This is a genomic window from Streptomyces sp. NPDC005551, assembly GCF_042871785.1.
GTDB lineage: Bacteria > Actinomycetota > Actinomycetes > Streptomycetales > Streptomycetaceae > Streptomyces.
Genome location: NZ_JBIAJE010000004.1, coordinates 640,991 through 664,252, shown reverse-complemented (window position 1 = coordinate 664,252; position 23,262 = coordinate 640,991). Strand labels below are relative to the sequence as shown.

Sequence of the window (23,262 nt, the reverse complement as noted above, 5' to 3'; positions counted from 1 at the left end):
GGTTCCCCCCATGGCTGCCCGTACGAAAACCGCGAAGGACCGGCCGTCCTACCGCTGCACCGAGTGCGGCTGGCAGACGGCCAAGTGGCTCGGCCGCTGCCCCGAGTGCCAGGCATGGGGCACGGTCGAGGAGTACGGCACGCCCGCGGTCCGTACGACGGCAGCGGGCCGCGTCACCACGTCCGCGGTGCCCATCGGCCAGGTCGACGGCCGCCAGGCCACCGCGCGCAGCACCGGCGTGCCCGAGCTGGACCGTGTCCTCGGCGGCGGTCTGGTCCCCGGCGCCGTCGTCCTGGTCGCGGGCGAGCCGGGTGTCGGCAAGTCCACGCTGCTCCTGGACGTGGCGGCCAAGTCGGCGAGCGACGAGCACCGCACGCTGTACGTGACCGGTGAGGAGTCGGCGAGCCAGGTCCGGATGCGGGCCGACCGCATCAAGGCGATCGACGACCACCTGTATCTCGCCGCGGAGACCGACCTGGCGGCGGTCCTCGGCCACTTGGACGCCGTCAAGCCGTCGCTGCTGATCCTCGACTCCGTGCAGACCGTCGCCTCCCCCGAGATCGACGGCGCCCCCGGCGGCATGGCCCAGGTCCGCGAGGTGGCGGGCGCCCTGATCCGCGCCTCGAAGGACCGCGGGATGTCCACCCTGCTGGTGGGTCACGTCACCAAGGACGGCGCGATCGCGGGACCGCGCCTGCTGGAGCACCTCGTGGACGTCGTCCTCAGCTTCGAGGGCGACCGGCACGCGCGCCTGCGTCTCGTACGCGGCGTCAAGAACCGCTACGGCACGACGGACGAGGTCGGCTGCTTCGAGCTGCACGACGAGGGCATCACGGGTCTGGCCGACCCCTCCGGCCTCTTCCTCACCCGCCGCGCCGAGCCGGTCCCGGGCACCTGCCTGACGGTCACGCTGGAGGGCCGCCGCCCGCTGGTGGCCGAGGTGCAGGCGCTGACCGTCGACTCGCAGATCCCCTCTCCCCGCCGCACGACCTCGGGTCTGGAGACCTCCCGGGTGTCGATGATGCTCGCCGTTCTGGAGCAGCGCGGCCGGATCACCGCTCTCGGAAAGCGGGACATCTACTCCGCGACGGTCGGCGGCGTGAAGCTCTCGGAGCCCGCCGCGGACCTCGCGATCGCGCTCGCGCTGGCCTCCGCGGCGAGTGACACCCCGCTCCCGAAGAACCTCGTCGCGATCGGCGAGGTGGGCCTCGCGGGCGAGGTCAGAAGGGTGACGGGCGTCCAGCGCCGGCTGGCCGAAGCGCACCGCCTGGGCTTCACGCACGCCCTCGTCCCGACCGACCCGGGGAGGATCCCGCCCGGTATGAAGGTGGTCGAAGTGGCCGACATGGGCGACGCCCTGCGCGTCCTTCCGCGCTCCCGTCGGAAAGAGGCCCCACGGGAGGACGAGGAGCGCCGGTAGACTTTGCCCAGGTCTCGCCCGTCCGTACGAACCGAGGGCGACCGGAAACCCGCGACCGGAGGAGTGCAGTGGCAGCCAACGACCGGGCAGCAGCTCCCGGAAAGTCCGGTGGGAGCTCCGGTGCCGATGGCCTGATGCGCGCCTCGCTGAGCGCCGTGGCACCCGGCACGGCGCTGCGCGACGGGCTCGAGCGGATTCTCCGCGGCAACACCGGCGGACTCATCGTGCTCGGCTGGGACAAGACCGTCGAGTCGATGTGTACCGGCGGTTTCGTCCTGGACGTCGAGTTCACCGCGACCCGACTGCGCGAGCTGTGCAAGCTCGACGGCGGCATCGTCATCGACAAGGACATCACCAAGATCCTGCGGGCCGGCGTGCAGCTGGTGCCCGACCCGACCATCCCGACCGAGGAGACCGGCACCCGCCACCGCACCGCGGACCGGGTCTCCAAGCAGGTCGGATTCCCGATCGTCTCGGTCTCCCAGTCGATGCGGCTGATCGCCCTGTACGTGGACGGTCAGCGCCGTGTTCTGGAGGACTCCGCGGCGATCCTCTCCCGCGCCAACCAGGCCCTCGCCACCCTGGAGCGCTACAAGCTCCGTCTCGACGAGGTCGCGGGCACGCTGTCGGCGCTGGAGATCGAGGACCTGGTCACCGTCCGGGACGTGTCGGCGGTGGCCCAGCGGCTGGAGATGGTGCGCCGGATCGCCACCGAGATCGCCGAGTACGTGGTCGAGCTCGGCACGGACGGACGTCTTCTGGCGCTCCAGCTCGACGAGTTGATCGCGGGTGTGGAGCCGGAGCGCGAACTCGTCGTGCGGGACTACGTGCCCGAGCCGACGGCCAAGCGTTCGCGCACGGTCGACGAGGCGCTCTCCGAGCTGGACGCGCTGTCGCACGCGGAGCTGCTGGAAATGCCGACGGTGGCCCGCGCGTTGGGTTACACCGGCTCCCCGGAAGCGCTCGACTCGGCGGTCTCGCCGCGCGGCTTCCGGCTGCTGGCGAAGGTGCCGCGGCTGCCCGGCGCGATCATCGACCGGCTCGTGGAGCACTTCGGCGGCCTGCAGAAGCTGCTCGCCGCGAGCGTCGACGACCTGCAGACGGTCGACGGGGTCGGCGAGGCGCGCGCCCGCAGCGTCCGCGAGGGCCTCTCGCGCCTGGCGGAGTCGTCGATCCTCGAGCGGTACGTCTAGGGCCCGTCCGACGGTTTCGCGCCGCGGAGTTCCGCCCAGGGGGATCCGAACGACAGGCCCCAAGCGCCCCTGGGCTTCCGTCCCGTCAGTCCTTCTCCAGTACGAAGGACGTCTGCGCCTTCGCCAGGCCCGGCGCCTTCGCCTCCACCAGGTAGGTGCCGGCGGAGGCCGAACCCGCCGGAGGCGTCGCGCACTCGGGGGCGCTCGCCTTGCGGTCCCATTCCAGGGTGCGGGTCACCTGACCGTCGGCCGGGACGCGCAGGAGGAGGCTGCCGGACCCCTTGGGGCAGTCCTTCGAGGACCAGAAGGCGTCGTCGCCGCCCGCCTGAGTGATCGTCAGAACGGTGTTCTTCGGGCCGAGATCGACCTTGCAGGCGCCGGAGGCGGAGTTCTTCACGGTCAGCTCGATGGTCGGCTTCCTGCCGGGCGCGTAGGTGTTGTGGACGCTGCGCAGCGTCAACTTGACCGATCCGCCGGTGCAGTTGGCGAGTCCGGAGCCGGCCGGGAGCTGCTCGCCCGACCCGCCGTCCTTGAACCCGCTGCCGGATCCCCCCGCGGAGCCGGTGGAGCCTGCGCCGCCCCCGGTGCCCGCGCCGGCGCCGCCGCCGGCTCCGGAGCCGCCGCCCCCGTCGCCCCCGTCGCCCGAACCGCTCGACTCGTCGCGCCCGCCCGGGTGTTGACTGATGGCGGGCCCGGAGCTGGAGGGCCCCGGTGTGATCGAGGGGGCCGGGTTCTTCCCGTTGGAACCGTCCCCGTTGTTGTTGCCGCCTCCGCCGCCGGAGGCGATCACCCACAGGACGAGGAGCGCCAACAGGCCGACCACGGACAGCAGAACGGCCCTCCGTCGCCAGTAGATGGAGGAGGGAAGCGGCCCGACCGGATTGCGCAGAGATCCCACGGCGCAAACTGTACGAGAGATCGTCCCCGTACCTTGCGCCACCCGCCGCCCGAAGCGGCAACTTTTCCGGATCATCATCCCGGTCGGGCGCCGCACACCCCCACTTCCGCCGCACCGGGGCTCCGCCGGTGGCAGTGCGTGACGAGAACGGACACTCGCACACCGTCCGTGACCATCGCTTCCTCCGCGGACCGGCCGGGGCACGCCTGTGCCGATCGTCGGGTGTGACGACCCACCCCCGTGGTTGGCCGCGGCCGGGCACTCCCCCGTGGCAGGATCGGTTCCGTCATGACTGCACCCACTTTGCCCACGCCCAGCACTCCGTCCGCCGCGGCGCCCGGCGCCGCCGGTGAATCCCTGCACGAGCCGGTCATCGACTGGTTCGACGAGCACGCCCGCGATCTGCCGTGGCGGCGTCCCGACGCCGGCCCCTGGGGCGTGATGGTCAGCGAGTTCATGCTGCAGCAGACGCCGGTGAACCGGGTGCTGCCCGTCTACGAGCAGTGGCTGGCCCGCTGGCCGCGCCCCGCCGACCTGGCCGGGGAGGCACCGGGCGAGGCGGTCCGCGCCTGGGGCCGGCTCGGCTACCCCCGGCGCGCCCTGCGGCTGCACGGCGCCGCGGTCGCCATAACGGAACGGCACGGCGGCGACGTACCGGCCGAGCACGCCCAGCTGCTGGCCCTGCCGGGCATCGGCGAGTACACGGCGGCGGCCGTGGCCTCGTTCGCGTACGGGCAGCGGCACGCCGTCCTGGACACGAACGTGCGGCGCGTCCTCGCCCGCGCGGTCACCGGCACGCAGTACCCGCCGAACGCGACGACGGCCGCCGAACGCAAGCTCGCCCGTGCCCTCCTGCCCGAGGACGAGCGCACGGCGTCGCGCTGGGCCGCCGCCTCCATGGAGCTCGGCGCGCTGGTGTGCACGGCGAAGAACGAGTCGTGCCACCGTTGCCCGGTCGCCGCCCTGTGCGCCTGGCGGCTGGCCGGGAAGCCGGAGCACCAGGGACCGCCGCGGCGTGGCCAGACCTACGCGGGGACCGACCGCCAGGTCCGCGGGCGGCTCCTCGCCGTCCTGCGGGAGGCCCTCACACCGGTCCCGCAGGCGGCGCTCGACCGCGTGTGGGACGAGCCGGTGCAGCGCGCCCGCGCCCTGGACGGTCTCGTCGCCGACGGGCTGGTCGAGCCGATGCCGGGCGGTCTCTACCGGCTGCCGCTCGGCTGAGTCACAGGGACCCATGGGTCCCCGACAGGCTCCCGGCCGTCGAAATCACCTCCAAATCCGACAACTCGGCGCCTCCCCTTACCCGTCTCCTACTTCCGTTACACAACCGACGGACAGCCGAGCGCTCGCCGCAGGCTGCCTCGGACACCCCCGTGACAACCCCTCCGTAGCTTCATTCCCGTACCGCGGGGACAGCGGCACGCAGGTGACGGACAGCCGGCGGCGATCGAGGCCGGCAACGGGGATGGAGGCGGTCGGCATGGCGCAGGGAGAGGTGCTCGAGTTCGAGGAGTACGTCCGCACCCGGCAGGACGCGCTGCTGCGCAGTGCCCGCCGCCTGGTCCCCGACCCGGTCGACGCCCAGGACCTGCTGCAGACCGCGCTCGTCCGGACCTACGGCCGCTGGGACGGCATCGCGGACAAGCGGCTGGCCGACGCCTATCTGCGCCGCGTCATGATCAACACGCGGACCGAGTGGTGGCGGGCCCGCAAGCTCGAAGAGGTGCCCACCGAGCAGCTTCCGGACGCGAGCGTCGAGGACGCAACCGAGCAGCACGCGGACCGCGCCCTGCTGATGGACATCATGAAGGTGCTGGCTCCCAAGCAGCGCAGTGTCGTCGTGCTGCGACACTGGGAGCAGATGTCCACGGAGGAGACGGCCGCCGCCCTCGGCATGTCGGCCGGAACGGTCAAGAGCACGCTGCACCGCGCGCTGGCCCGGCTCCGCGAGGAGCTGGAGAGCCGGGACCGGGAAGAGCGCACCGCCCGTGCGCTCGAACGTGAGGAGCGGGAGCGTTGCGCGGCCTAGATTCAGGGGCCACCGGGCCCGGTGGGGCCTCCAAGGCGGTGATCACGGCGACGGCCGTCTTCGCCGCCCTCACCCTTTTCGCCTCGGCGTGCGCCACCGGCGGCACCGGCGCCCGGGACGAGGGCCCGGCGGGCGCCGACTCGGTCGCGGGCGCCACGACCCCGGTCTCCACGCCGAGCGGGCGGGCCGGCCGCGTCGACGCCGTCGAACTCGTCAAGGACGACCCGAAGGTCAGTACGGCGGTCAAGCGCGATCTGAAGCCGTGCGTCGCCGACGAGTACCCGGTCGACGTGTCCTACGGGAACCTGACCGGAGGATCCGCGGACGACATCGTGGTGAACGTGATGACCTGCGGCGATGCCGTCGGCATCGGTGCGTACGTGTACCGCGCGCAGGACGGCGGCTACCGGAACGTCTTCAAGGCCGAGGCGCCCCCGGTCTACGCGGAGATCGACCGGGGCGACCTGGTGGTCACGCAGCAGCTGTACGGGAAGGACGACCCGGTCTCGTATCCGTCCAGCGAAGAGGTGATCACCTACGGCTGGTCCGCGGGCCGCTTCGCCGTGCAGTCCCGGATCCACAACGACTACAGCAACGCGGTGGGCGGCACCGACTCGCCCGCCCCCGACGCGAACTGAGAGCAGAGGGATGGCAGAGCAGACCCACGTCCTGTTCGTCGAGGACGACGACGTCATCCGCGAGGCGACCCAGCTCGCCCTGGAACGCGACGGGTTCGCGGTCACCGCCATGCCCGACGGGCTCTCGGGCCTGGCGGCGTTCCGCGCCGACCGCCCCGACATCGCGCTGCTGGACGTGATGGTGCCCGGGCTGGACGGGGTCAGCCTGTGCCGCCGTATCCGCGACGAGTCCACCGTCCCCGTGATCATGCTGTCGGCGCGCGCCGACTCCATCGACGTGGTGCTGGGCCTGGAGGCGGGCGCCGACGACTACGTCACGAAGCCGTTCGACGGCGCCGTCCTGGTCGCCCGGATCCGCGCGGTGCTCCGGCGTTTCGGGCACGCGAGCGGACCTGCGGGGCCCGTGACCGCTGAGGCGGACGAGCTCGACGGCGGTGTGCTGTCCTTCGGCGACCTGGAGATCGACACCGAGGGCATGGAGGTACGGCGGGACGGGCGGCCGGTGTCGCTCACCCCCACCGAGATGCGGCTGCTGCTGGAGTTCTCGGCCGCGCCCGGCACGGTCCTGTCCCGCGACAAGCTCCTGGAGCGCGTGTGGGACTACGGGTGGGGCGGTGACACGCGGGTCGTCGACGTCCATGTGCAGCGGCTGCGTACGAAAATCGGCCAGGACCGGATCGAGACGGTCCGCGGTTTCGGCTACAAGTTGAAGGCCTGAGCAGCGGTATGCGGGGGACATTTCGGCGCCTGGTCCTGGCCGGCACGGCGGTCGGCGGGGACAGAGGCATCCGCACGGGCATCAGGTGGAAGCTCAGCGCGGCGATCGCGCTGGTCGGCGCGCTGGTGGCGATCGCGCTCAGCCTGGTCGTGCACAACGCGGCCCGGGTCTCGATGCTCGACAACTCGCGCGACCTCGCGGACGAGCGCATCCAGGTGGCGCAGCGCATGTACGAGTCCGGCCGCACGCAGTCCTTCGGGGTGGAGGTCGACGACCCGACCATCCCGCGGGACCTGCTGGTGAAGGTCGCGCAGGGGCGCCGCGCCACCTACGTGGCCGAGGGGCCGGGCGGGGTGCCCGACATCTGGGCCGCCGTGCCCCTCAAGGACGGCCGGGTGCTGTCGCTGCACACGCGGTTCACCGACCGCAGCGCGACCGTGATGAAGGACCTCGACCAGGCGCTGCTCATCGGCTCGATCGCGGTCGTCTTCGGCGGCTGCGCGCTCGGTGTGCTCATCGGTGGCCAGCTGTCGCGCCGGCTGCGCAAGGCGGCGGCGGCCGCGAACCAGGTCGCCAGGGGTGACACGGACGTACGGGTGCGGGACGCCATCGGCGGTGTCGTACGCGACGAGACCGACGATCTCGCGCGGGCGGTGGACGCCATGGCGGACGCGCTCCAGCAGCGGATCGAGGCCGAGCGCCGGGTGACCGCGGACATCGCGCACGAGCTGCGCACCCCGGTGACCGGGCTGCTGACGGCCGCGGAGCTGCTGCCCCCGGGCCGTCCGACGGAGCTGGTGCGGGACCGGGCGCAGGCCATGCGCACCCTCGTCGAGGACGTCCTGGAGGTGGCGCGGCTCGACGGGGCGTCCGAGCGGGCCGAGCTGCAGGACATCACGCTGGGCGAGTTCGTGTCCCGGCGGGTGGCCGCGAAGGACCCGGACATCGAGGTGCGCGTGGTGCACGAGTCGGTGGTCACCACGGATCCGCGCCGCCTCGAACGCGTGCTGTTCAACCTGCTGGCCAACGCCGCGCGGCACGGCAGGCCGCCGATCGAGGTGTCCGTCGAGGGCCGGGTCATCCGCGTCCGCGACCACGGCCCCGGCTTCCCCGAGAAGCTCCTTCAGGAGGGCCCGAGCCGTTTCCGCACCGGCAGCGCCGACCGGGCGGGCCGCGGCCACGGCCTTGGCCTGACCATCGCGGCCGGCCAGGCCCGTGTGCTGGGCGCCCGCCTCACCTTCCGCAACGTGCGCCCCGCCGGAGCTCCGCCCGAGGTACCCGCCGAGGGAGCGGTGGCGGTCCTGTGGCTGCCCGAACACGCCCCCACGAACACGGGGAGTTTCCCGATGCTGCCCGTGTCCGGCACACGGGACTCGTGAGCGGGATCCAGGTCCCGGCGGCACCGCCGCTGAAGTACGGGGACGGGGACGTGCCCGGCATCCGTCCCGTGGTGCGTCCGGGGGTGCGTGGCCGGGGAGCCCGGGACGCGGCAGGGCCCCCGGGGCGGACAACGCCGGGGGCCCTTCCCACCGAGGTGGACTCCGGCCGGGTCAGACGGCCTCGGGAACCGCGGGCTTCGCGTCCCCGCCCGGCTTCGCCGGCCCCGCCCCCTTGAGCGGGACCTCCTTCACGAACACCGAGGCGGCCAGCGCGACCACCGCGACGACCGACCCGAGCAGGAACGCGGAGTGCGTACCGGAAGCCACCGCGTGCTGGTAGGCCTCGCGGGCCACGGCCGGCAGCTTGGCGAGGCCGGCCGCGTCCAGCTGCGCGGACCGCTCGGTCACGCTGGAGCCGATGGCACCGGCCCGCTCGGTCATCACGTCCTGCACCCGGTGGTTGAACAGCGCGCCCATGATCGCCACACCGAACGACGAGCCGAGCGTACGGAACAGGGTGGTCGTCGAGGACGCGACGCCCATGTCCTTCATCTCGACGCTGTTCTGCGCGACCAGCATGGTGATCTGCATCAGGCAGCCCATGCCGGCGCCGAGCACCGCCATGTACAGCCCGGAGGTGAGGCGGCTCGTGCCGGTGTCCATCTGCGCGAGCAGGAAGAGACCGAGCGTCATCAGCACACTGCCGGCGACCGGGAACACCTTGTACTTGCCGCTGTTGGTGGTGACCCGTCCGGCGATCATCGAGACGACGAGCATCGCGCCGAGCATCGGCAGGAGCAGCAGCCCGGAGTTGGTCGCGGACGCGCCCTGCACCGACTGCTGGTACAGCGGCAGGAAGAGCACGGCACCGAACATCACGAAGCCGGTGATGAAGCCGATGACGGACATCAGCGTGAAGTTGCGGCTGCGGAAGATGTGCAGCGGCATGATCGGCGCGGCGGCCTTGGTCTGCACGAAGAGGAAGCCGACGAGCGCGGCGACGCCTATGCCGATCAGTTCCATGATCCGGGCCGAGCCCCAGGCGTACTCGCTGCCGCCCCAGGTGGTGACGAGCACGATGGCCGTGATGCCGAGCGCCAGCAGCCCGGCGCCCAGGTAGTCGATCCGGCTGTCGACCCGCTTCTTCGGCAGGTGCAGCACGACACTGACGGCGATCAGCGCGACGACGCCGAGCGGCAGGTTGATGTAGAAGGACCAGCGCCAGCCCCAGTGGTCGGTGATGGTGCCGCCGACGAGGGGTCCGGCGATCATGGCGAGTGCCATCACGCCGGCGATCATGCCCTGGTACTTGCCGCGCTCGCGCGGCGGGATCAGGTCGCCGATGATCGCCATGACGCCGACCATCAGTCCGCCGGCGCCGAGTCCCTGGATCGCCCGGAAGCCGATCAGCTCCCCCATGCCCTGGGCCATGCCGCTGAGCGCCGACCCGATCAGGAAGACCACGATCGAGGTCATGAAGACGCCCTTGCGCCCGTACATGTCGCCGAGCTTGCCCCAGATCGGGGTGGAGGCGGCGGTGGCGAGGGTGTACCCGGTGACGACCCACGACAGGTGTTCGAGGCCGCCCAGGTCGCCCACGATCGTCGGCATCGCCGTACCGACGATCATGTTGTCGAGCATCGCGAGCATCATCGCGATCAGCAGCGCGCCGAGGACGACCCGCACGCTGCGGGGCTGCGGTCCGCTCTGCGCGGCCTCCTGCGCCGGCCGTCCGGCCGTCGCCGCGGCGTCCTCTGGTCGTTCGTCGGTCTGTGCGACCGCATCTGTCGTGTCCGCCATCGTTCCCACTCCCCTGGAACGGCCACCCCATGGTTCCGGCCGATCCCGCTCGGTCTACTTACTTGCCGCCCGGCAAGTTCACTACACTCAGGAACGTAGACGGCTAACTAGCCGGGCGTCAAGTAAGTTTCCGGTGGCTTTACCAGCCGGTCGTCAAGTAAGTTTTCAAGGAGCGCAAGGAGTACGAGGATGGGCGGCACCATGGACGGCACCAAGCGACAGCGCCGCGGCGACACCCGCCAGCGCATCCAGGACGTGGCCCTCGAACTCTTCTCCGAGCAGGGCTACGAGAAGACCTCTCTGCGCGAGATCGCCGAGCACCTCGACGTGACGAAGGCGGCGCTCTACTACCACTTCAAGACCAAGGAAGAGATCCTCATCAGCCTCTTCGAGGATCTGACGAGGCCCCTGGACGAGCTGATCGACTGGGGCAGGCGGCAGCCGCACTCCCTGGACACCAAGCAGGAGGTGCTGCGCCGCTACAGCCAGGCCCTCACCGGCGCGTCCCCGCTCTTCCGCTTCATGCAGGAGAACCAGGCGACGGTACGCGAGCTGAGCATCGGCGAGACCTTCAAGGACCGCATGCTGTCCATGCTCGACATCATCAAGGAGCCCGAGGCGGCGCTGCCCGACCAGGTCCGCTGCATCAGCGCGCTCTTCACGATGCACGCCGGGATGTTCGTCCTCAAGGACGTCGAAGGCGACCCCGAGGAGAAGCGCAAGGCCGTCCTCGAGGTCGCCATCGATCTGGTGACGCGGGCGCACGGCGCCGCCACGTCGTAGCCACCGGCACCCCGCGGTGCCGCGTGGCCCTTCGGTGCCGTCCGTCAGACGGTGACGCCCTGGGCGCGCAGGAAGCTGACGGGGTCGATCGCGGTCCCGTAGTTCGCGGTCGTACGGATCTCGAAGTGCAGGTGGGGGCCGCTGGAGTTCCCGGTGTTGCCGGAGAGCGCTATGTGCTGGCCGGTGGAGACGACCTGCCCGACCCTCACGTCGACCCGGGACAGGTGCGCGTACTGCGAGTAGGTGCCGTTGCCGTGCTTGACGACGACGGCGTTGCCGTACGCGGGACCGTCGCCGGCGCCGTTGCCGCCGGTCTTCACGACGGTGCCGCCGTGCGCGGCGACGACCTCGGTGCCCTGCGGCACGGCGTAGTCCTGGCCGGAGTGCTTGTGCGACCACATGCCGCCGGCCTGGTTGAAGCTGGCGGAGAGCTTGTACTTCTTCACCGGGTCGACCCAGGAGGTGACCTTCTTGGCGGCGGCCTTCTTCGCCGCTGCCTTCTTCGCCGCGGCCTGCTTGGCCGTCTCGGCGGCCTTCTTGGTCTTCGCGGCGGTGTCGGCGGCGGCCTTGGCCTGAGCCGCGGCCTGGTTCTGCACCGCACTGGCCGTGGTGCTGGAGGCGGCGACGTTCAGCGTGGTGTCGGCGGCCGCGACCCCGGCGCCCAGCGCGACCGAGGCACCCAGCCCGGCGGCCAGGACGGCTGCCCGCATACGGAGCTGGGACACACGGGAGTGACGGGGCGAGACGCGCTTCGACATGGATACCTCTTCAAGACGGGGACGGGGGCACACAGGACCACCCGGCGCACAGGCACCTGCCGGATGGACCATCCCTTGGTAACCCGCGTCCTCCCGAAGCCCCAAACCGCCTATCTACGAAGCAATGCCGTAGTTCGCCTCAAAACTTTCGACTCCTTGACAGACCCGCCGTGATGCAGTGATTCCAGCCCGTTTCGGTCACAAGTGGAGGTTTAGCCCCACTTCGAGGCCTTCCTTCCACGGGAAAACCGCCCTGGACGCCTCACCTTCGCCGACCCCGTGCCCTCGGTCCCGACCCACGGGCCAAAGGTCCTTTTTGTCCGTTCCTGCCTGTCCACTAATCCGCCTAGTAACGGACAAATCGCCTGTGCGTCATGTCACCGGCGGGCATGATCCAGGCCGCTGAGGATGTGACGGGGGCTACCTCGCCGACCCCCGTACGCGCACACGAAAACAGGGGCTGCCCCGGGACCGAAGTCCCGGGGCAGCCCCTGTGAAGCGAACCCGGAGGTTACGCGTCCTTGCTCAGGTTCGGACCGGCGCCGCCGGCCGCCTGCTCGATCGGCGGGACGTCGGGAAGCGACGACTTCTCCTCACCCCGGAAGGTGAAGGTCTTCGTCTCTCCCTCGCCCTCCGTATCCACGACCACGATGTGGCCCGGACGCAGCTCGCCGAAGAGGATCTTCTCGGACAGCGTGTCCTCGACCTCGCGCTGGATCGTGCGACGCAGCGGACGCGCGCCGAGCACCGGGTCGTAGCCCTTCTTGGCGAGGAGCTCCTTCGCGGACTGGGAGAGCTCGATGCCCATGTCCCGGTCCTTGAGGCGCTCGTCCACCTTGCTCACCATCAGGTCGACGATCTGGAGGATGTCGTCCTGGGTCAGCTGCGGGAAGACGACGACGTCGTCGACACGGTTGAGGAACTCGGGCCGGAAGTGCTGCTTGAGCTCGTCCGAGACCTTGTTCTTCATGCGCTCGTAGTTGGTCTTCGTGTCACCCTGCGCCGCGAAGCCCAGGTTGAAGCCCTTCGAGATGTCCCGCGTGCCGAGGTTGGTCGTCATGATGATGACCGTGTTCTTGAAGTCCACGACCCGGCCCTGGGAGTCGGTCAGGCGACCGTCCTCCAGGATCTGCAGCAGCGAGTTGAAGATGTCCGGGTGGGCCTTCTCGACCTCGTCGAACAGGACGACGGAGAACGGCTTGCGGCGGACCTTCTCGGTCAGCTGACCGCCCTCTTCGTAACCCACGTAGCCGGGGGGCGAACCGAAGAGACGCGAGACCGTGTGCTTCTCGCTGAACTCCGACATGTCGAGGGAGATCAGCGCGTCCTCGTCACCGAAGAGGAACTCGGCGAGTGCCTTGGACAGCTCGGTCTTACCGACACCGGACGGACCGGCGAAGATGAACGAACCACCCGGACGCTTCGGGTCCTTCAGACCGGCGCGCGTACGGCGGATCGCCTTCGAGAGCGCCTTGACGGCGTCCTTCTGGCCGATGACCCGCTTGTGGAGCTCGTCCTCCATGCGCAGCAGACGCGAGGACTCCTCCTCCGTCAGCTTGAAGACCGGGATACCGGTGGCGGTCGCGAGGACCTCGGCGATCAGCTCGCCGTCGACCTCGGCGACGACGTCCATGTCGCCGGCCTTCCACTCCTTCTCGCGCTTGGCCTTCGCGGCGAGGAGCTGCTTCTCCTTGTCACGCAGGGAGGCGGCCTTCTCGAAGTCCTGCGAGTCGATCGCGGACTCCTTGTCGCGGCGCACGCCCGCGATCTTCTCGTCGAACTCGCGCAGGTCCGGCGGCGCCGTCATCCGACGGATGCGCATCCGGGAGCCCGCCTCGTCGATCAGGTCGATCGCCTTGTCGGGAAGGAACCGGTCGGAGATGTAGCGGTCCGCGAGCGTCGCGGCCTGGACCAGGGCCTCGTCCGTGATCGACACACGGTGGTGCGCCTCGTAGCGGTCGCGCAGACCCTTGAGGATCTCGATCGTGTGCGGGAGGGAGGGCTCCGCCACCTGGATCGGCTGGAAGCGGCGCTCGAGGGCCGCGTCCTTCTCGAGGTGCTTGCGGTACTCGTCGAGCGTCGTGGCGCCGATGGTCTGCAGCTCACCGCGGGCCAGCATCGGCTTCAGGATCGAAGCGGCGTCGATGGCGCCCTCGGCGGCACCCGCGCCGACGAGCGTGTGCAGCTCGTCGATGAACAGGATGATGTCGCCGCGGGTGCGGATCTCCTTGAGGACCTTCTTCAGGCGCTCCTCGAAGTCACCGCGGTAGCGGGAGCCGGCGACCAGCGCGCCGAGGTCCAGGGTGTAGAGGTGCTTGTCCTTGAGGGTCTCGGGCACCTCGCCCTTGACGATGGCCTGCGCGAGGCCTTCGACGACGGCGGTCTTGCCGACGCCGGGCTCGCCGATGAGGACCGGGTTGTTCTTCGTGCGGCGGGACAGCACCTGCATGACCCGCTCGATCTCCTTCTCGCGCCCGATGACCGGGTCGAGCTTGGACTCACGAGCGGCCTGGGTGAGGTTCCGGCCGAACTGGTCGAGGACCAGGGACGTCGAGGGGGTGCCCTCGGCAGGCCCGCCACTGGCGCCGGCGGTCTCCTTGCCCTGGTAACCGGAGAGCAGCTGGATCACCTGCTGCCGCACACGGTTGAGGTCGGCGCCCAGCTTGACCAGGACCTGGGCGGCGACGCCCTCGCCCTCACGGATCAGGCCGAGCAGGATGTGCTCCGTGCCGATGTAGTTGTGGCCCAGCTGAAGGGCCTCGCGGAGCGACAGCTCCAGGACCTTCTTGGCACGGGGGGTGAAGGGGATGTGCCCGGACGGGGCCTGCTGGCCCTGACCGATGATCTCCTCCACCTGCTGGCGGACCGCCTCGAGCGAAATCCCGAGGCTCTCCAGGGCCTTAGCGGCGACACCCTCACCCTCGTGGATCAGGCCCAGGAGGATGTGCTCGGTGCCGATGTAGTTGTGGTTGAGCATCCGGGCTTCTTCCTGAGCCAGGACGACAACCCGCCGCGCGCGGTCGGTGAACCTCTCGAACATCGTTAATCGCTCCTCAGAGCGGTCAGGCAGTAAGGGGACGCTCCCCTCCCTGTCCTTCCGCAGCTTAGTCCCGCAAGCGGGGACCGCTCATTCCAACTGCCGACACCGTCCTTGGCCTCCTGACCCCGAACGCCGACATCTGCTCCAACCCGATGGTGCGAGACGATGTTCCCGCAGGCCAGGCAGTTACCCCCACCATCAGTACGCCGATGGCGAACGTGAGACCGCCCTGCCTTGCGTGTCGCCCCCTCCCACTAGGGATGTCTTACCCGTACGCACCGACACTCCATGCCGTGCGCGGCGGTTCCCCCTCCGCTATGGGCGAACACCCTCGCGCCGGGCAGGGCTCCCGCACGCCCCCTCCTTCGCCACGCTGCGCATTCATAGAAACACCCAGCGTAACTCCGGGGCACTTTGGACGGTTGCTCCTGTCATGGTTCCCACCGTTCCCCCTCCGCGTCGGCCGCTCGGGTTCCGCACGTCCGGCGACACCACGGATCCGGTGCGCCGCTGGTACGAGAACGAACTGGGCTGGCCAACCGTGCCCGGACCGCCGGCGGGGTTGCTCACGGGTCTGCGCTTCGACGTCCTGGACGTGCCCGCGGAGGCCGGGGTCGCGGCGCTGCGGCACCTGGGCCCGGCGTCTCCGGTGGCGCTTCAGGGCGACCGGATGCTGCTGCTCGTGGCCGAGGGCGGCGCCGACGAACTGCCGGGGCTGCTGGACTGGCTGGAATGGGGGACCCTGCCGCTGGATCTCCACGCGGTCGGCGCGGGCGGGCGCATCGAGGCGCCGGTGCCGCCGGGAGCGGCCGGTGCAGGGGGTCCGCAGGGGGCCGCCGTCTGGCTGCGGCCCCCCGAGCCGGGGTGCGAGGTCGAGCCCCTGCTGCCGACCCTGTCGGCCGTGGGGGGCGGTGGGGTCGCCCCCGATCTCGTACGGGTGGTGGACACGATGGCAACGCACTGCCACCGTGTCCGGCTGCGGCGCGCGAGCGCTCAGCCGTTGGCCTTCTCGTAGGCCTCGCGAATGGACGCGGGAACGCGGCCACGGTCGTTGACCTCGTAACCGTTCTCCTTGGCCCACGCGCGGATCTGCGCCGTGTCCTGGCTGCCGCCGGAAGCGGCGCGCGTCTTTCCGCGGCCACCCGCGGCGCGGCCTCCGGTGCGACGACCACCCTTCACGTAGGGGTCGAGAAGGCCGCGAAGCTTGTCGGCATTGGCAGTCGTGAGGTCGATCTCGTACGTCTTGCCGTCCAACGCGAACGTCACGGTCTCGTCCGCCTCGCCACCGTCGAGGTCGTCGACAAGAAGGACCTGAACCTTCTGTGCCACGGGATTTCCTTTCATCGATAACCGTGGGGCGGAGGGCCGGCGGCGTGCGCCGCTGTTTCGCGTCCCCTTGTTATATGCAGTACTGCAGTACGTCGGAAAGCAAACCGCTTTTGCCGGAAAAACACAAACCCCTGGCGAGGACTCACGGCCCGCGAGCAGACCGGAAACATGCGCGTTTCGGACATAGGGAACCCAGGCATGCCTCCCCGCCGGAATAGTCGGCGGCGATCACAGATGCAGAAGCATCCGACTGTTGCCCAAGGTGTTCGGTTTCACTCGTTCGAGACCGAGGAACTCCGCCACGCCCTCGTCATAGGAACGCAGCAGCTCGGCGTAGACATCGGTGTCAACGGGTGTCTCGCCGATCTCGGTGAAGCCGTGCTTCGCGAAGAAGTCGACTTCGAAGGTCAGACAGAAAACCCGGCGAACGCCGAGCCAGCGAGCGGTCTGCAGCAACTTGCCGAGCAGCTGATGACCGACGCCCGCGCCTCTGACCGTGGGGTTCACCGCGAGGGTGCGTACTTCCGCGAGGTCTTCCCACATCACGTGCAGCGCGCCGCAGCCCACCACCTCGGCGTTGTCGTCGCGTTCGGCGACCCAGAACTCCTGGATGTCCTCGTAAAGCGTCACCGTCGCTTTGTCGAGCAGGATGCGATGCTCCACGTACGAGTCGAGGAGGCGGCGCACCGCCGGGACATCGCCCGTCCTCGCCCGGCGGACGGTGATGGCTTTTGCGGTGGGTTCGGGATGCTCCGCGGGATGCTCTGCTGGCATGGGCGGACGCTATCGCCCGGGGTCGTCCCGAGTCGCGGCGGGGTTCTGGGTCGCGGTGGGGTTCTCGTCGGGGCGGTCGCGGGTTTCATCCGGGGTTTCGGGCGTTTCCGGGCCCTGGACGATGGCTACCGCGTTGCGCAGCGCGAGACGCTGTTCCTCGCTCATCATCCCGAAGAAGGCCACGAGAGCGGCTGCCGGGTTGTCGCTCTGGGACCAGGCCTCGTTCATCAGGGCGGCGGCGTAGGCGGCCCGGGTGGAGACCGCTTCATATCGATAGGCCCGGCCTTCGGCCTCGCGGCGCACCCAGCCCTTCTGATGGAGATTGTCCAAAACGGTCATCACCGTGGTGTACGCGATGGACCGTTCCTGCTGAAGATCTTCCAGGACTTCTCGAACGGTCACCGGGCGGTTCCACTTCCACACCCGCGTCATGACCGCGTCTTCGAGTTCTCCCAATGGGCGAGGCACAGCCAGAACAATAGTGGGAGAAGACGCCGATGGCGTGCCGGACGGGCACTTTCAGTGACAAACGGCAACAAAAAGGGCGTACGACTCGAAAATCAGATGAGTCGTACGCCCAGGGGAACGGAGAGGTGAAGGGGCCGGCCGCGTCCGCGCGGCCGGGCCTCAGGCGTCGGTGTCCCGGGAGGTCTGGCGGGCGCCCTCGGCGCGTGCGAGCGCGGCGTCGACGACGGCGTCCTCCTTGGCCTTGTTGGCCCCGCCCTGGGTCTTCACGATCGTCACGATCAGCCCGATGAAGAACACGGCCATCACGACGGGGGGCACGAGCGCGGAGACGTAGTCCATGCCTCCAGAGTAGCTAGCCCGCCGCCAGTTCCCGATGCGGGTCCGCCGCCGGCGGGCCGCCCGGTTTGCGCTTCGGCGGGAAGACCTCGCCGGGCGTGGGGATGGGACGGTCCGGGCGGGGGCTCTTCACCGGGGGCTGCGGTTGCGGCCGCGGCTCCGCGGGCCGCTCGCCGGGCCGCTTGGCGGGCTCCTCGGCGGCCTCGCGGACGCGCGGGGCGTGTGGGGAGCCCTGGGCGGACAGGCCGCCCGGGAGGGCCAGGAGGCGGGTGCGGCAGGCCGGCACGGTGGGGGTGGTGGCGGGCGTGGCACGGCCCGCCAGGCGGGCGCGGATGTCCTGCTCGGCGAGGACGCGGCAGCGGGCCAGGAGGGCGGCCGCGGTGGGATTGCCGCGCAGGGCGCGCAGGGCGGCGAGGTCGTCGGGGACGGGGCGGTAGCCGGCGCCGAGGACGTCCTCGAGGAGGGCGAGGTAGCCGGTGACGGTGCCGGGCAGGGCGGCGCGGTAGCGCGCGAGGTCGGCCAGCATGAAGGCCCGGAGTCTTTCTCCCTCGCGGGTCGCCTCGTCCAGGGACTCGGCGAGCCCGAGACAGGCCTGGACGTCCTCGGCCGAGGCGGGGCTGGGGTGGAGGGCGAGGGCGAGAGCACGGCGGAGCACACGCAGCTCCTCCGCGCCGAACGCCATGCCGCCGCGGGATCCATATGGCGTGGGCATGCGGCGACGATACGCGCTAATCAGACAAAATCCGCATAACGGGGTGTTGTGGCGCGGTCCGGGCGGCGTCTTTCGCCCGGTGGGTGGGTCGCCCGCGCTGCGGTGGGTGGTCGGGGTGGGCGCCTCGGCTCCGGTGGGTGGGTGGTCGGGGAGGCCACCTCGACTCCGGTGGGTGGTCGGGGAGGGCGCCTCGGCTCCGGTGGGTGGTCGGGGCCGCGCCGGTACATCCGCCCGTCGCAGGTCGGGCGTGCACCTTGGTCACAGGGGTGGACCGGCGCTTCCTGCCCGACCTGCAACGGGCATCCGATGTACCGGCACGGCCCCTTCCGTGGGAGGGCGGGTGCCGGCCGTCCTCGCTGCGGCCCACCGTGCCGGGGTACAGCGTGGACCTGCCTGCCCGGGAGCGGATCTACGTGCGGGAGACGTTTCGTTCGTAGACCAGGCGGAGGCCGATCAGGGTGAGCCAGGGCTCGTGCTCGTCGATGACGGAGGACTCGCCCAGCACCATGGGCGCCAGCCCGCCCGTCGCGATGACCGTGACGTCGTCCGGGTCGTCGGCCAGCTCGCGCGCCATGCGCTCGACGACGCCGTCGACCTGGCCCGCGAACCCGTAGATGATCCCGGACTGCATGGCCTCGACCGTGTTCTTGCCGATCACCGCGCGCGGCCTGGCCACCTCGATCTTGCGGAGCTGGGCGCCCTTGACCCCGAGCGCGTCGACGGAGATCTCGATGCCGGGGGCGATGACACCGCCGACGTACTCCCCGCGCGCGCTGACCGCGTCGAACGTCGTCGCCGTACCGAAGTCGACGACGATCGCCGGACCGCCGTAGAGCTCGACGGCGGCGACCGCGTTGATGATGCGGTCCGCGCCGACCTCCTTGGGGTGGTCCGTGAGGATCGGCACGCCGGTCTTGACGCCCGGCTCGACGAGGACCGCGGGCACGTCGCCGTAGTACCGGCGGGTCACCTCGCGCAGCTCGTGCAGGACCGAGGGGACGGTGGCGCAGATGGCGATGCCGTCGATGCCGTCGCCGAGCTCCACGCCGAGCAGCGGGTGCATGCCCATGAGCCCCTGGAGGAGCACGGCGAGCTCGTCGGCCGTGCGGCGGGCGTCCGTCGAGATGCGCCAGTGCTCGACGATCTCCTCGCCGTCGAAGAGGCCGAGGACGGTGTGGGTGTTGCCGACGTCGATCGTGAGCAGCATCGGTCCTACTCCGCCTCGTCCGTCGACGCCTCGCGCAGGTCGAGGCCGATGTCCAGGATGGGCGCGGAGTGCGTGAGGGCGCCCACCGCCAGGTAGTCGACGCCCGTCTTCGCGTAGCGCTCCGCGTTGCCGAGGGTGAGGCGGCCCGACGCCTCCAGGAGCGCGCGGCCGCCGACGAGCGCCACGGCCTCCTCGCACTCGGCGGGCGTGAAGTTGTCCAGGAGGATCAGGTCGGCGCCCGCGTCCACGACCTCGCGCAGCTGGTCCAGGGTGTCGACCTCGACCTCGATGGGCAGCTCGGGGAAAGCCTCCCGGACGGCCTCGAAGGCCTGCGCCACACCGCCCGCGGCGACCACGTGGTTGTCCTTGACGAGGGCGGCGTCCGAGAGCGACATGCGGTGGTTGACGCCGCCGCCCATGCGCACCGCGAACTTCTCCAGGGAGCGCAGTCCGGGCGTCGTCTTGCGGGTGTCGCGCACCCGTGCGCCGGTACCCTCCAGGGCGTCGGCCCACGCGCGCGTGGCGGTCGCGATGCCGGACAGCCGGCACAGGAGGTTGAGCGCGCTGCGCTCGGCGGTCAGCAGGTCCCGGGTGCGGGTGGTGACGCTGAGGAGTTTCTGGCCCGCCTCGACGCGGTCGCCGTCCAGGACGTGCCGCTCCACCTCGAACTCGTCGGTGCAGACCACCGAGACGACGGCCTCCGCGACCCGCAGGCCCGCGACGACGCCCGCCTCGCGTGCGGTGAAGTCGGCGGTGGAGACGGCGTCCTCGGGGATGGTCGCGACGGTCGTCACGTCCACGCCGTGGTCGAGGTCCTCCTCGATGGCCAGGTGCGCGATGTCCTCGACCTCCACGGGGTCGAGCCCCGCGTCGGCCAGGAGCTGCGCGAGCGCGGGATCGAGCCCGCACTCCAGGTACTCCTCGTCCGTGTCGGCGGCGCAGCCGCAGCCGTCGCCACAGCCGCCGCTCTGGGCGAGGGGAAGGTCGGGGGTGCTCACTTGGGTCACTGCTCCTGGGGACGGGGCGACGGCTGGGGCATGGAGATCCCTCCGGTCCGGGCTGGGCCGGGAGCCTCGGGGAGGGTCGTCGGGGGGAAGTCTGCTGTCTCGGTGGTGCGCAGGGCGAGGGTCCGGTCGGGATTCAGCCGTACGACGATGTGGCGCCGCCAGGCGGTGTCGTCCCGGTCGGCGTGGTCCTCGCGCCAGTGGCAGCCGCGGGTCTCCTCACGCAGCAGGGCGGCGGCGACCAGGACCCGGGCCACGCACATGAGGTTGGTGGACTCCCAGGTGTCGACGCCGGGCTCGGACGTCTTGCCGTTCTCGTCGAGGGCGTCGCGGGCGTCGGCGTGCAGGCGCTGGAGGCGGTCGGCCGCCGCGGCCAGGGAATCCGCCGAGCGCAGGACGCCCGCGCCGTCGGTCATGATCCGCTGGATGGCGAACCGGGCCTCGGGGGCGAGCAGCGGGTGCGCGGGCTTCTCGGGGTGCGGGACGGGCGCCGGCACGCGCGCGTGGAGGGGGTCCTCCTCGTGGCGGGCGGCGATGTCGGCGGCGATGCGCTCGGCGTAGACCAGTCCCTCCAGGAGGGAGTTGGAGGCGAGCCGGTTCGCGCCGTGGACGCCGGTGCAGGCGACCTCGCCGCACGCGTACAGGCCGGGGACCGTCGTACGGCCGTGGTGGTCGGTGCGGACGCCCCCGGACGCGTAGTGGGCGGCCGGGGCGACGGGGACGGGCTCGGTGACCGGGTCGATGCCGTGCGCGCGGCAGGCGGCGAGGATGGTCGGGAAGCGGTGCTCCCACATGTCGGCGCCGAAGTGGCGGGCGTCGAGGAACATGTGCTCGGCGTCCTGCTCCAGCATGCGGCGCATGATGCCCTTGGCGACGATGTCCCGGGGCGCCAGTTCGGCCAGTTCGTGCTGTCCCACCATGAAGCGCACGCCGGCCGCGTCGACCAGGTGGGCGCCCTCGCCTCGTACCGCCTCGGAGACCAGCGGCTGCTGGCCCTCCGCGTCCGCTCCGAGGAAGAGCACCGTCGGGTGGAACTGGACGAACTCCAGATCGCTGACCTCGGCGCCCGCGCGCAGGGCGAGCGCCACGCCGTCCCCGGTGGACACGGACGGGTTGGTGGTGGCCGAGAAGACCTGGCCCATGCCGCCGGTCGCGAGGACCACGGCGGGCGCGTGGACGGCGCCCACGCCGTCGTGCTGGCCCTCCCCCATGACGTGCAGGGTGACCCCGGCGGTGCGGCCGTCGGCGTCCGTGAGGAGGTCCAGGACCAGCGCGTTCTCGACGGTGCGCAGGCCGCGCGCGCGGACCGCGTCGACGAGCGCGCGGGAAATCTCGGCGCCGGTCGCGTCGCCGCCGGCATGGGCGATGCGGCGGCGGTGGTGGCCGCCCTCGCGGGTCAGCTCCAGGGCGCCCTCGGCGGACTCGTCGAAGTGCGCGCCGGTCGCGATCAGCCGCCGTACGGCGTCCGGGCCCTCGGTGACGAGGATGCGGACGGCTTCCTCGTCGCACAGGCCGGCGCCGGCGACGAGGGTGTCCTCCAGGTGCTGTTCGGGGGTGTCGCCCTCGCCGAGGGCCGCGGCGATGCCGCCCTGCGCCCAGCGTGTGGAGCCGTCGTCCAGGCGGGCCTTGGTGACGACGACCGTCCGCAGGCCCGCGGCTTCGCAGCGCAGGGCCGCGGTGAGCCCCGCGACACCGGAGCCCACCACCACGACGTCGGCCTCGACGGACCAGCCGGGGGCGGGGGCGTGCAGGCGTATGCCGGTACCTGTGCCGGTCACGTGGCGGCTCCGAAGGTGAGGGGGATGTTGTCGATCAGCCGGGTCGTGCCGACCCGGGCGGCGACGGCGAGGACCGCCTCGCCGGTGAAGTCGTCCGCGATCTCGGTGAAGTCCGCCGGATCGACCAGTGCCAGATAGTCCAGGGCCAGCGCCGGTTCCAGGCGGGCCGCGTCGTCCAGGACGAGCCGGGCGGCGGCGCGCACGGCGGCCGGGCCCGAGGCGGCCGCGGGGGCGGCCTTGGCGACGGCGTGCGCGTCGGCGGCGGCGCGGGACTCCCCTATGGCGCTGAGGGCCTCGGCACGCGCACGCGTGGCGGGGACCTCCCGGGCCCGCGCGCGCAGTGCCTCCTGCGCGGCGTGCCGGTCGCGGCCCGCGAACAGGGACTGGGACAGCGCGAGCGCGGTACGGCGCTCCTCGGCGGAGAGGTAGCGGTTGCGGCTGGACAGGGCGAGCCCGTCCTCCTCGCGCACGGTGGGTACGCCGACGATCTCGATGCCGAAGTTCAGGTCGCGCACCATGCGGCGGATCAGGGCGAGCTGCTGGGCGTCCTTCTGCCCGTACAGCGCCACGTCGGGGCGGGTGAGGTGCAGCAGCTTGGCGACGACGGTGAGCATGCCGTCGAAGTGCCCGGGGCGCACGGCGCCCTCCAGGCGGCCGCCCATGGGGCCGGCGCTGACCCGGACCTGGGGTTCGCCGCCGGGGTAGACCTCGTCCACGGAGGGGGCGAACACGACGTCCGCGCCGGACGCCTCGGCGATTGCGAGGTCGGCGTCGAGGGTGCGCGGGTAGCGGTCGAGGTCCTCGCCCTTGCCGAACTGGAGCGGGTTCACGAAGACGGTGACGACCACTTCGCCGCCGGGGCCGGCGAGGTCCCGGGCGGCGCGGACCAGCGTGGCGTGGCCCTCGTGCAGGGCGCCCATCGTCATCACGACGGCGCGCCTGCCGTGCCGTGCGCGCGCGTGCAGTTCGTCCGCGGTGCGCAGCAGTGCGGTGCTCAT

At 71.2% G+C, this 23,262-nt stretch carries 22 protein-coding genes; 9 read left to right on the top strand and 13 right to left on the bottom strand.

Annotated elements, in window-relative coordinates; all coding sequences use genetic code 11:
• Positions 1-10: 10 nt before the first annotated feature.
• Both radA and disA read left to right on the top strand, forming a co-directional pair.
• Positions 11-1,420, top strand: a complete 1,410-nt coding sequence (radA, locus tag ACFYP4_RS15345) for a DNA repair protein RadA (RefSeq protein ID WP_358854855.1) — start codon at positions 11-13, stop codon at positions 1,418-1,420.
• Positions 1,421-1,488: 68 nt separating this feature from the next.
• Complete coding sequence (disA, locus tag ACFYP4_RS15340; RefSeq protein ID WP_358854854.1) at positions 1,489-2,613, top strand: DNA integrity scanning diadenylate cyclase DisA; 1,125 nt, start codon at positions 1,489-1,491, stop codon at positions 2,611-2,613.
• An 85-nt stretch (positions 2,614-2,698) separates the two neighbouring features.
• Here the strand turns inward: disA and ACFYP4_RS15335 are convergent, their stop codons facing one another.
• Positions 2,699-3,511, bottom strand: a complete 813-nt coding sequence (locus ACFYP4_RS15335; RefSeq protein ID WP_358854853.1) for a hypothetical protein — start codon at positions 3,509-3,511, stop codon at positions 2,699-2,701.
• A gap of 288 nt (positions 3,512-3,799) precedes the next feature.
• Here ACFYP4_RS15335 and ACFYP4_RS15330 point away from each other — a divergent pair, with 288 nt between their 5' ends.
• The 5 genes from ACFYP4_RS15330 to cseC all read left to right on the top strand — a co-directional run bounded on the left by ACFYP4_RS15330 (position 3,800) and on the right by cseC (position 8,275).
• Positions 3,800-4,732, top strand: coding sequence for an A/G-specific adenine glycosylase (locus ACFYP4_RS15330; protein ID WP_388785664.1), 933 nt, complete (start codon positions 3,800-3,802; stop codon positions 4,730-4,732).
• A gap of 259 nt (positions 4,733-4,991) precedes the next feature.
• The gene (locus ACFYP4_RS15325; protein WP_358854851.1) at positions 4,992-5,540 is read left to right on the top strand and encodes a SigE family RNA polymerase sigma factor; all 549 of its coding nucleotides are present in this window, start codon (positions 4,992-4,994) and stop codon (positions 5,538-5,540) included.
• Positions 5,528-6,178, top strand: a complete 651-nt coding sequence (locus tag ACFYP4_RS15320; RefSeq protein WP_388785662.1) for a hypothetical protein — start codon at positions 5,528-5,530, stop codon at positions 6,176-6,178. The genes ACFYP4_RS15325 and ACFYP4_RS15320 overlap by 13 nt, the downstream gene beginning before the upstream one ends.
• A gap of 10 nt (positions 6,179-6,188) precedes the next feature.
• Positions 6,189-6,896: a two-component system response regulator CseB gene (cseB, locus tag ACFYP4_RS15315; protein WP_358854849.1), complete on the top strand. Its 708-nt coding sequence runs from the start codon at positions 6,189-6,191 to the stop codon at positions 6,894-6,896.
• A gap of 8 nt (positions 6,897-6,904) precedes the next feature.
• A complete protein-coding gene (gene cseC / locus ACFYP4_RS15310; protein ID WP_358854848.1) occupies positions 6,905-8,275 on the top strand; it encodes a two-component system sensor histidine kinase CseC in 1,371 nt (456 codons plus the stop codon).
• 171 nt (positions 8,276-8,446) lie between these two features.
• On the opposite strand, the gene ACFYP4_RS15305 is transcribed toward cseC, so the two are convergent.
• A complete protein-coding gene (locus ACFYP4_RS15305; RefSeq protein ID WP_388785659.1) occupies positions 8,447-10,075 on the bottom strand; it encodes an MDR family MFS transporter in 1,629 nt (542 codons plus the stop codon).
• A gap of 189 nt (positions 10,076-10,264) precedes the next feature.
• Here ACFYP4_RS15305 and ACFYP4_RS15300 point away from each other — a divergent pair, with 189 nt between their 5' ends.
• Entirely contained in the window at positions 10,265-10,858 is a 594-nt protein-coding gene (locus ACFYP4_RS15300) for a TetR/AcrR family transcriptional regulator (protein ID WP_358854846.1), read from the top strand.
• Positions 10,859-10,902: 44 nt separating this feature from the next.
• Here ACFYP4_RS15300 and ACFYP4_RS15295 read toward each other — a convergent pair whose 3' ends face one another.
• Both ACFYP4_RS15295 and ACFYP4_RS15290 read right to left on the bottom strand, forming a co-directional pair.
• Complete coding sequence (locus tag ACFYP4_RS15295; RefSeq protein ID WP_388785657.1) at positions 10,903-11,616, bottom strand: M23 family metallopeptidase; 714 nt, start codon at positions 11,614-11,616, stop codon at positions 10,903-10,905.
• A gap of 511 nt (positions 11,617-12,127) precedes the next feature.
• Positions 12,128-14,656, bottom strand: a complete 2,529-nt coding sequence (locus ACFYP4_RS15290) for an ATP-dependent Clp protease ATP-binding subunit (protein WP_358854844.1) — start codon at positions 14,654-14,656, stop codon at positions 12,128-12,130.
• A gap of 433 nt (positions 14,657-15,089) precedes the next feature.
• Between ACFYP4_RS15290 and ACFYP4_RS15285 the strand changes: the two genes are divergently transcribed.
• Positions 15,090-15,671, top strand: a complete 582-nt coding sequence (locus tag ACFYP4_RS15285) for an SCO3374 family protein (protein ID WP_358854843.1) — start codon at positions 15,090-15,092, stop codon at positions 15,669-15,671.
• Here ACFYP4_RS15285 and ACFYP4_RS15280 read toward each other — a convergent pair.
• The 9 genes from ACFYP4_RS15280 to panC form a co-directional block, all read right to left on the bottom strand.
• Positions 15,650-15,985, bottom strand: coding sequence for an Lsr2 family protein (locus tag ACFYP4_RS15280; protein WP_310763325.1), 336 nt, complete (start codon positions 15,983-15,985; stop codon positions 15,650-15,652). The genes ACFYP4_RS15285 and ACFYP4_RS15280 overlap by 22 nt on opposite strands.
• A 228-nt stretch (positions 15,986-16,213) precedes the next feature.
• Positions 16,214-16,759 carry an amino-acid N-acetyltransferase gene (locus ACFYP4_RS15275; RefSeq protein WP_358854842.1) on the bottom strand — a complete coding sequence of 182 codons (546 nt, stop codon included), beginning with the start codon at positions 16,757-16,759 and terminating at the stop codon, positions 16,214-16,216.
• Between the two features lie 9 nt (positions 16,760-16,768).
• Positions 16,769-17,191: a BlaI/MecI/CopY family transcriptional regulator gene (locus ACFYP4_RS15270; RefSeq protein WP_358854841.1), complete on the bottom strand. Its 423-nt coding sequence runs from the start codon at positions 17,189-17,191 to the stop codon at positions 16,769-16,771.
• Between the two features lie 195 nt (positions 17,192-17,386).
• Positions 17,387-17,566, bottom strand: coding sequence for a hypothetical protein (locus tag ACFYP4_RS15265; protein ID WP_358854840.1), 180 nt, complete (start codon positions 17,564-17,566; stop codon positions 17,387-17,389).
• A 13-nt stretch (positions 17,567-17,579) separates the two neighbouring features.
• Positions 17,580-18,245: a hypothetical protein gene (locus ACFYP4_RS15260; RefSeq protein ID WP_358854869.1), complete on the bottom strand. Its 666-nt coding sequence runs from the start codon at positions 18,243-18,245 to the stop codon at positions 17,580-17,582.
• A gap of 439 nt (positions 18,246-18,684) precedes the next feature.
• Entirely contained in the window at positions 18,685-19,482 is a 798-nt protein-coding gene (locus ACFYP4_RS15255) for a type III pantothenate kinase (protein WP_358855783.1), read from the bottom strand.
• 5 nt (positions 19,483-19,487) lie between these two features.
• On the bottom strand, positions 19,488-20,480 hold the full coding sequence (gene nadC, locus ACFYP4_RS15250; RefSeq protein WP_358855782.1) for a carboxylating nicotinate-nucleotide diphosphorylase: 993 nt from the start codon (positions 20,478-20,480) through the stop codon (positions 19,488-19,490).
• Between the two features lie 5 nt (positions 20,481-20,485).
• Positions 20,486-22,264, bottom strand: coding sequence for an L-aspartate oxidase (locus ACFYP4_RS15245; protein ID WP_388785653.1), 1,779 nt, complete (start codon positions 22,262-22,264; stop codon positions 20,486-20,488).
• The gene (panC, locus tag ACFYP4_RS15240) at positions 22,261-23,262 is read right to left on the bottom strand and encodes a pantoate--beta-alanine ligase (protein WP_358855780.1); all 1,002 of its coding nucleotides are present in this window, start codon (positions 23,260-23,262) and stop codon (positions 22,261-22,263) included. The genes ACFYP4_RS15245 and panC overlap by 4 nt, the downstream gene beginning before the upstream one ends.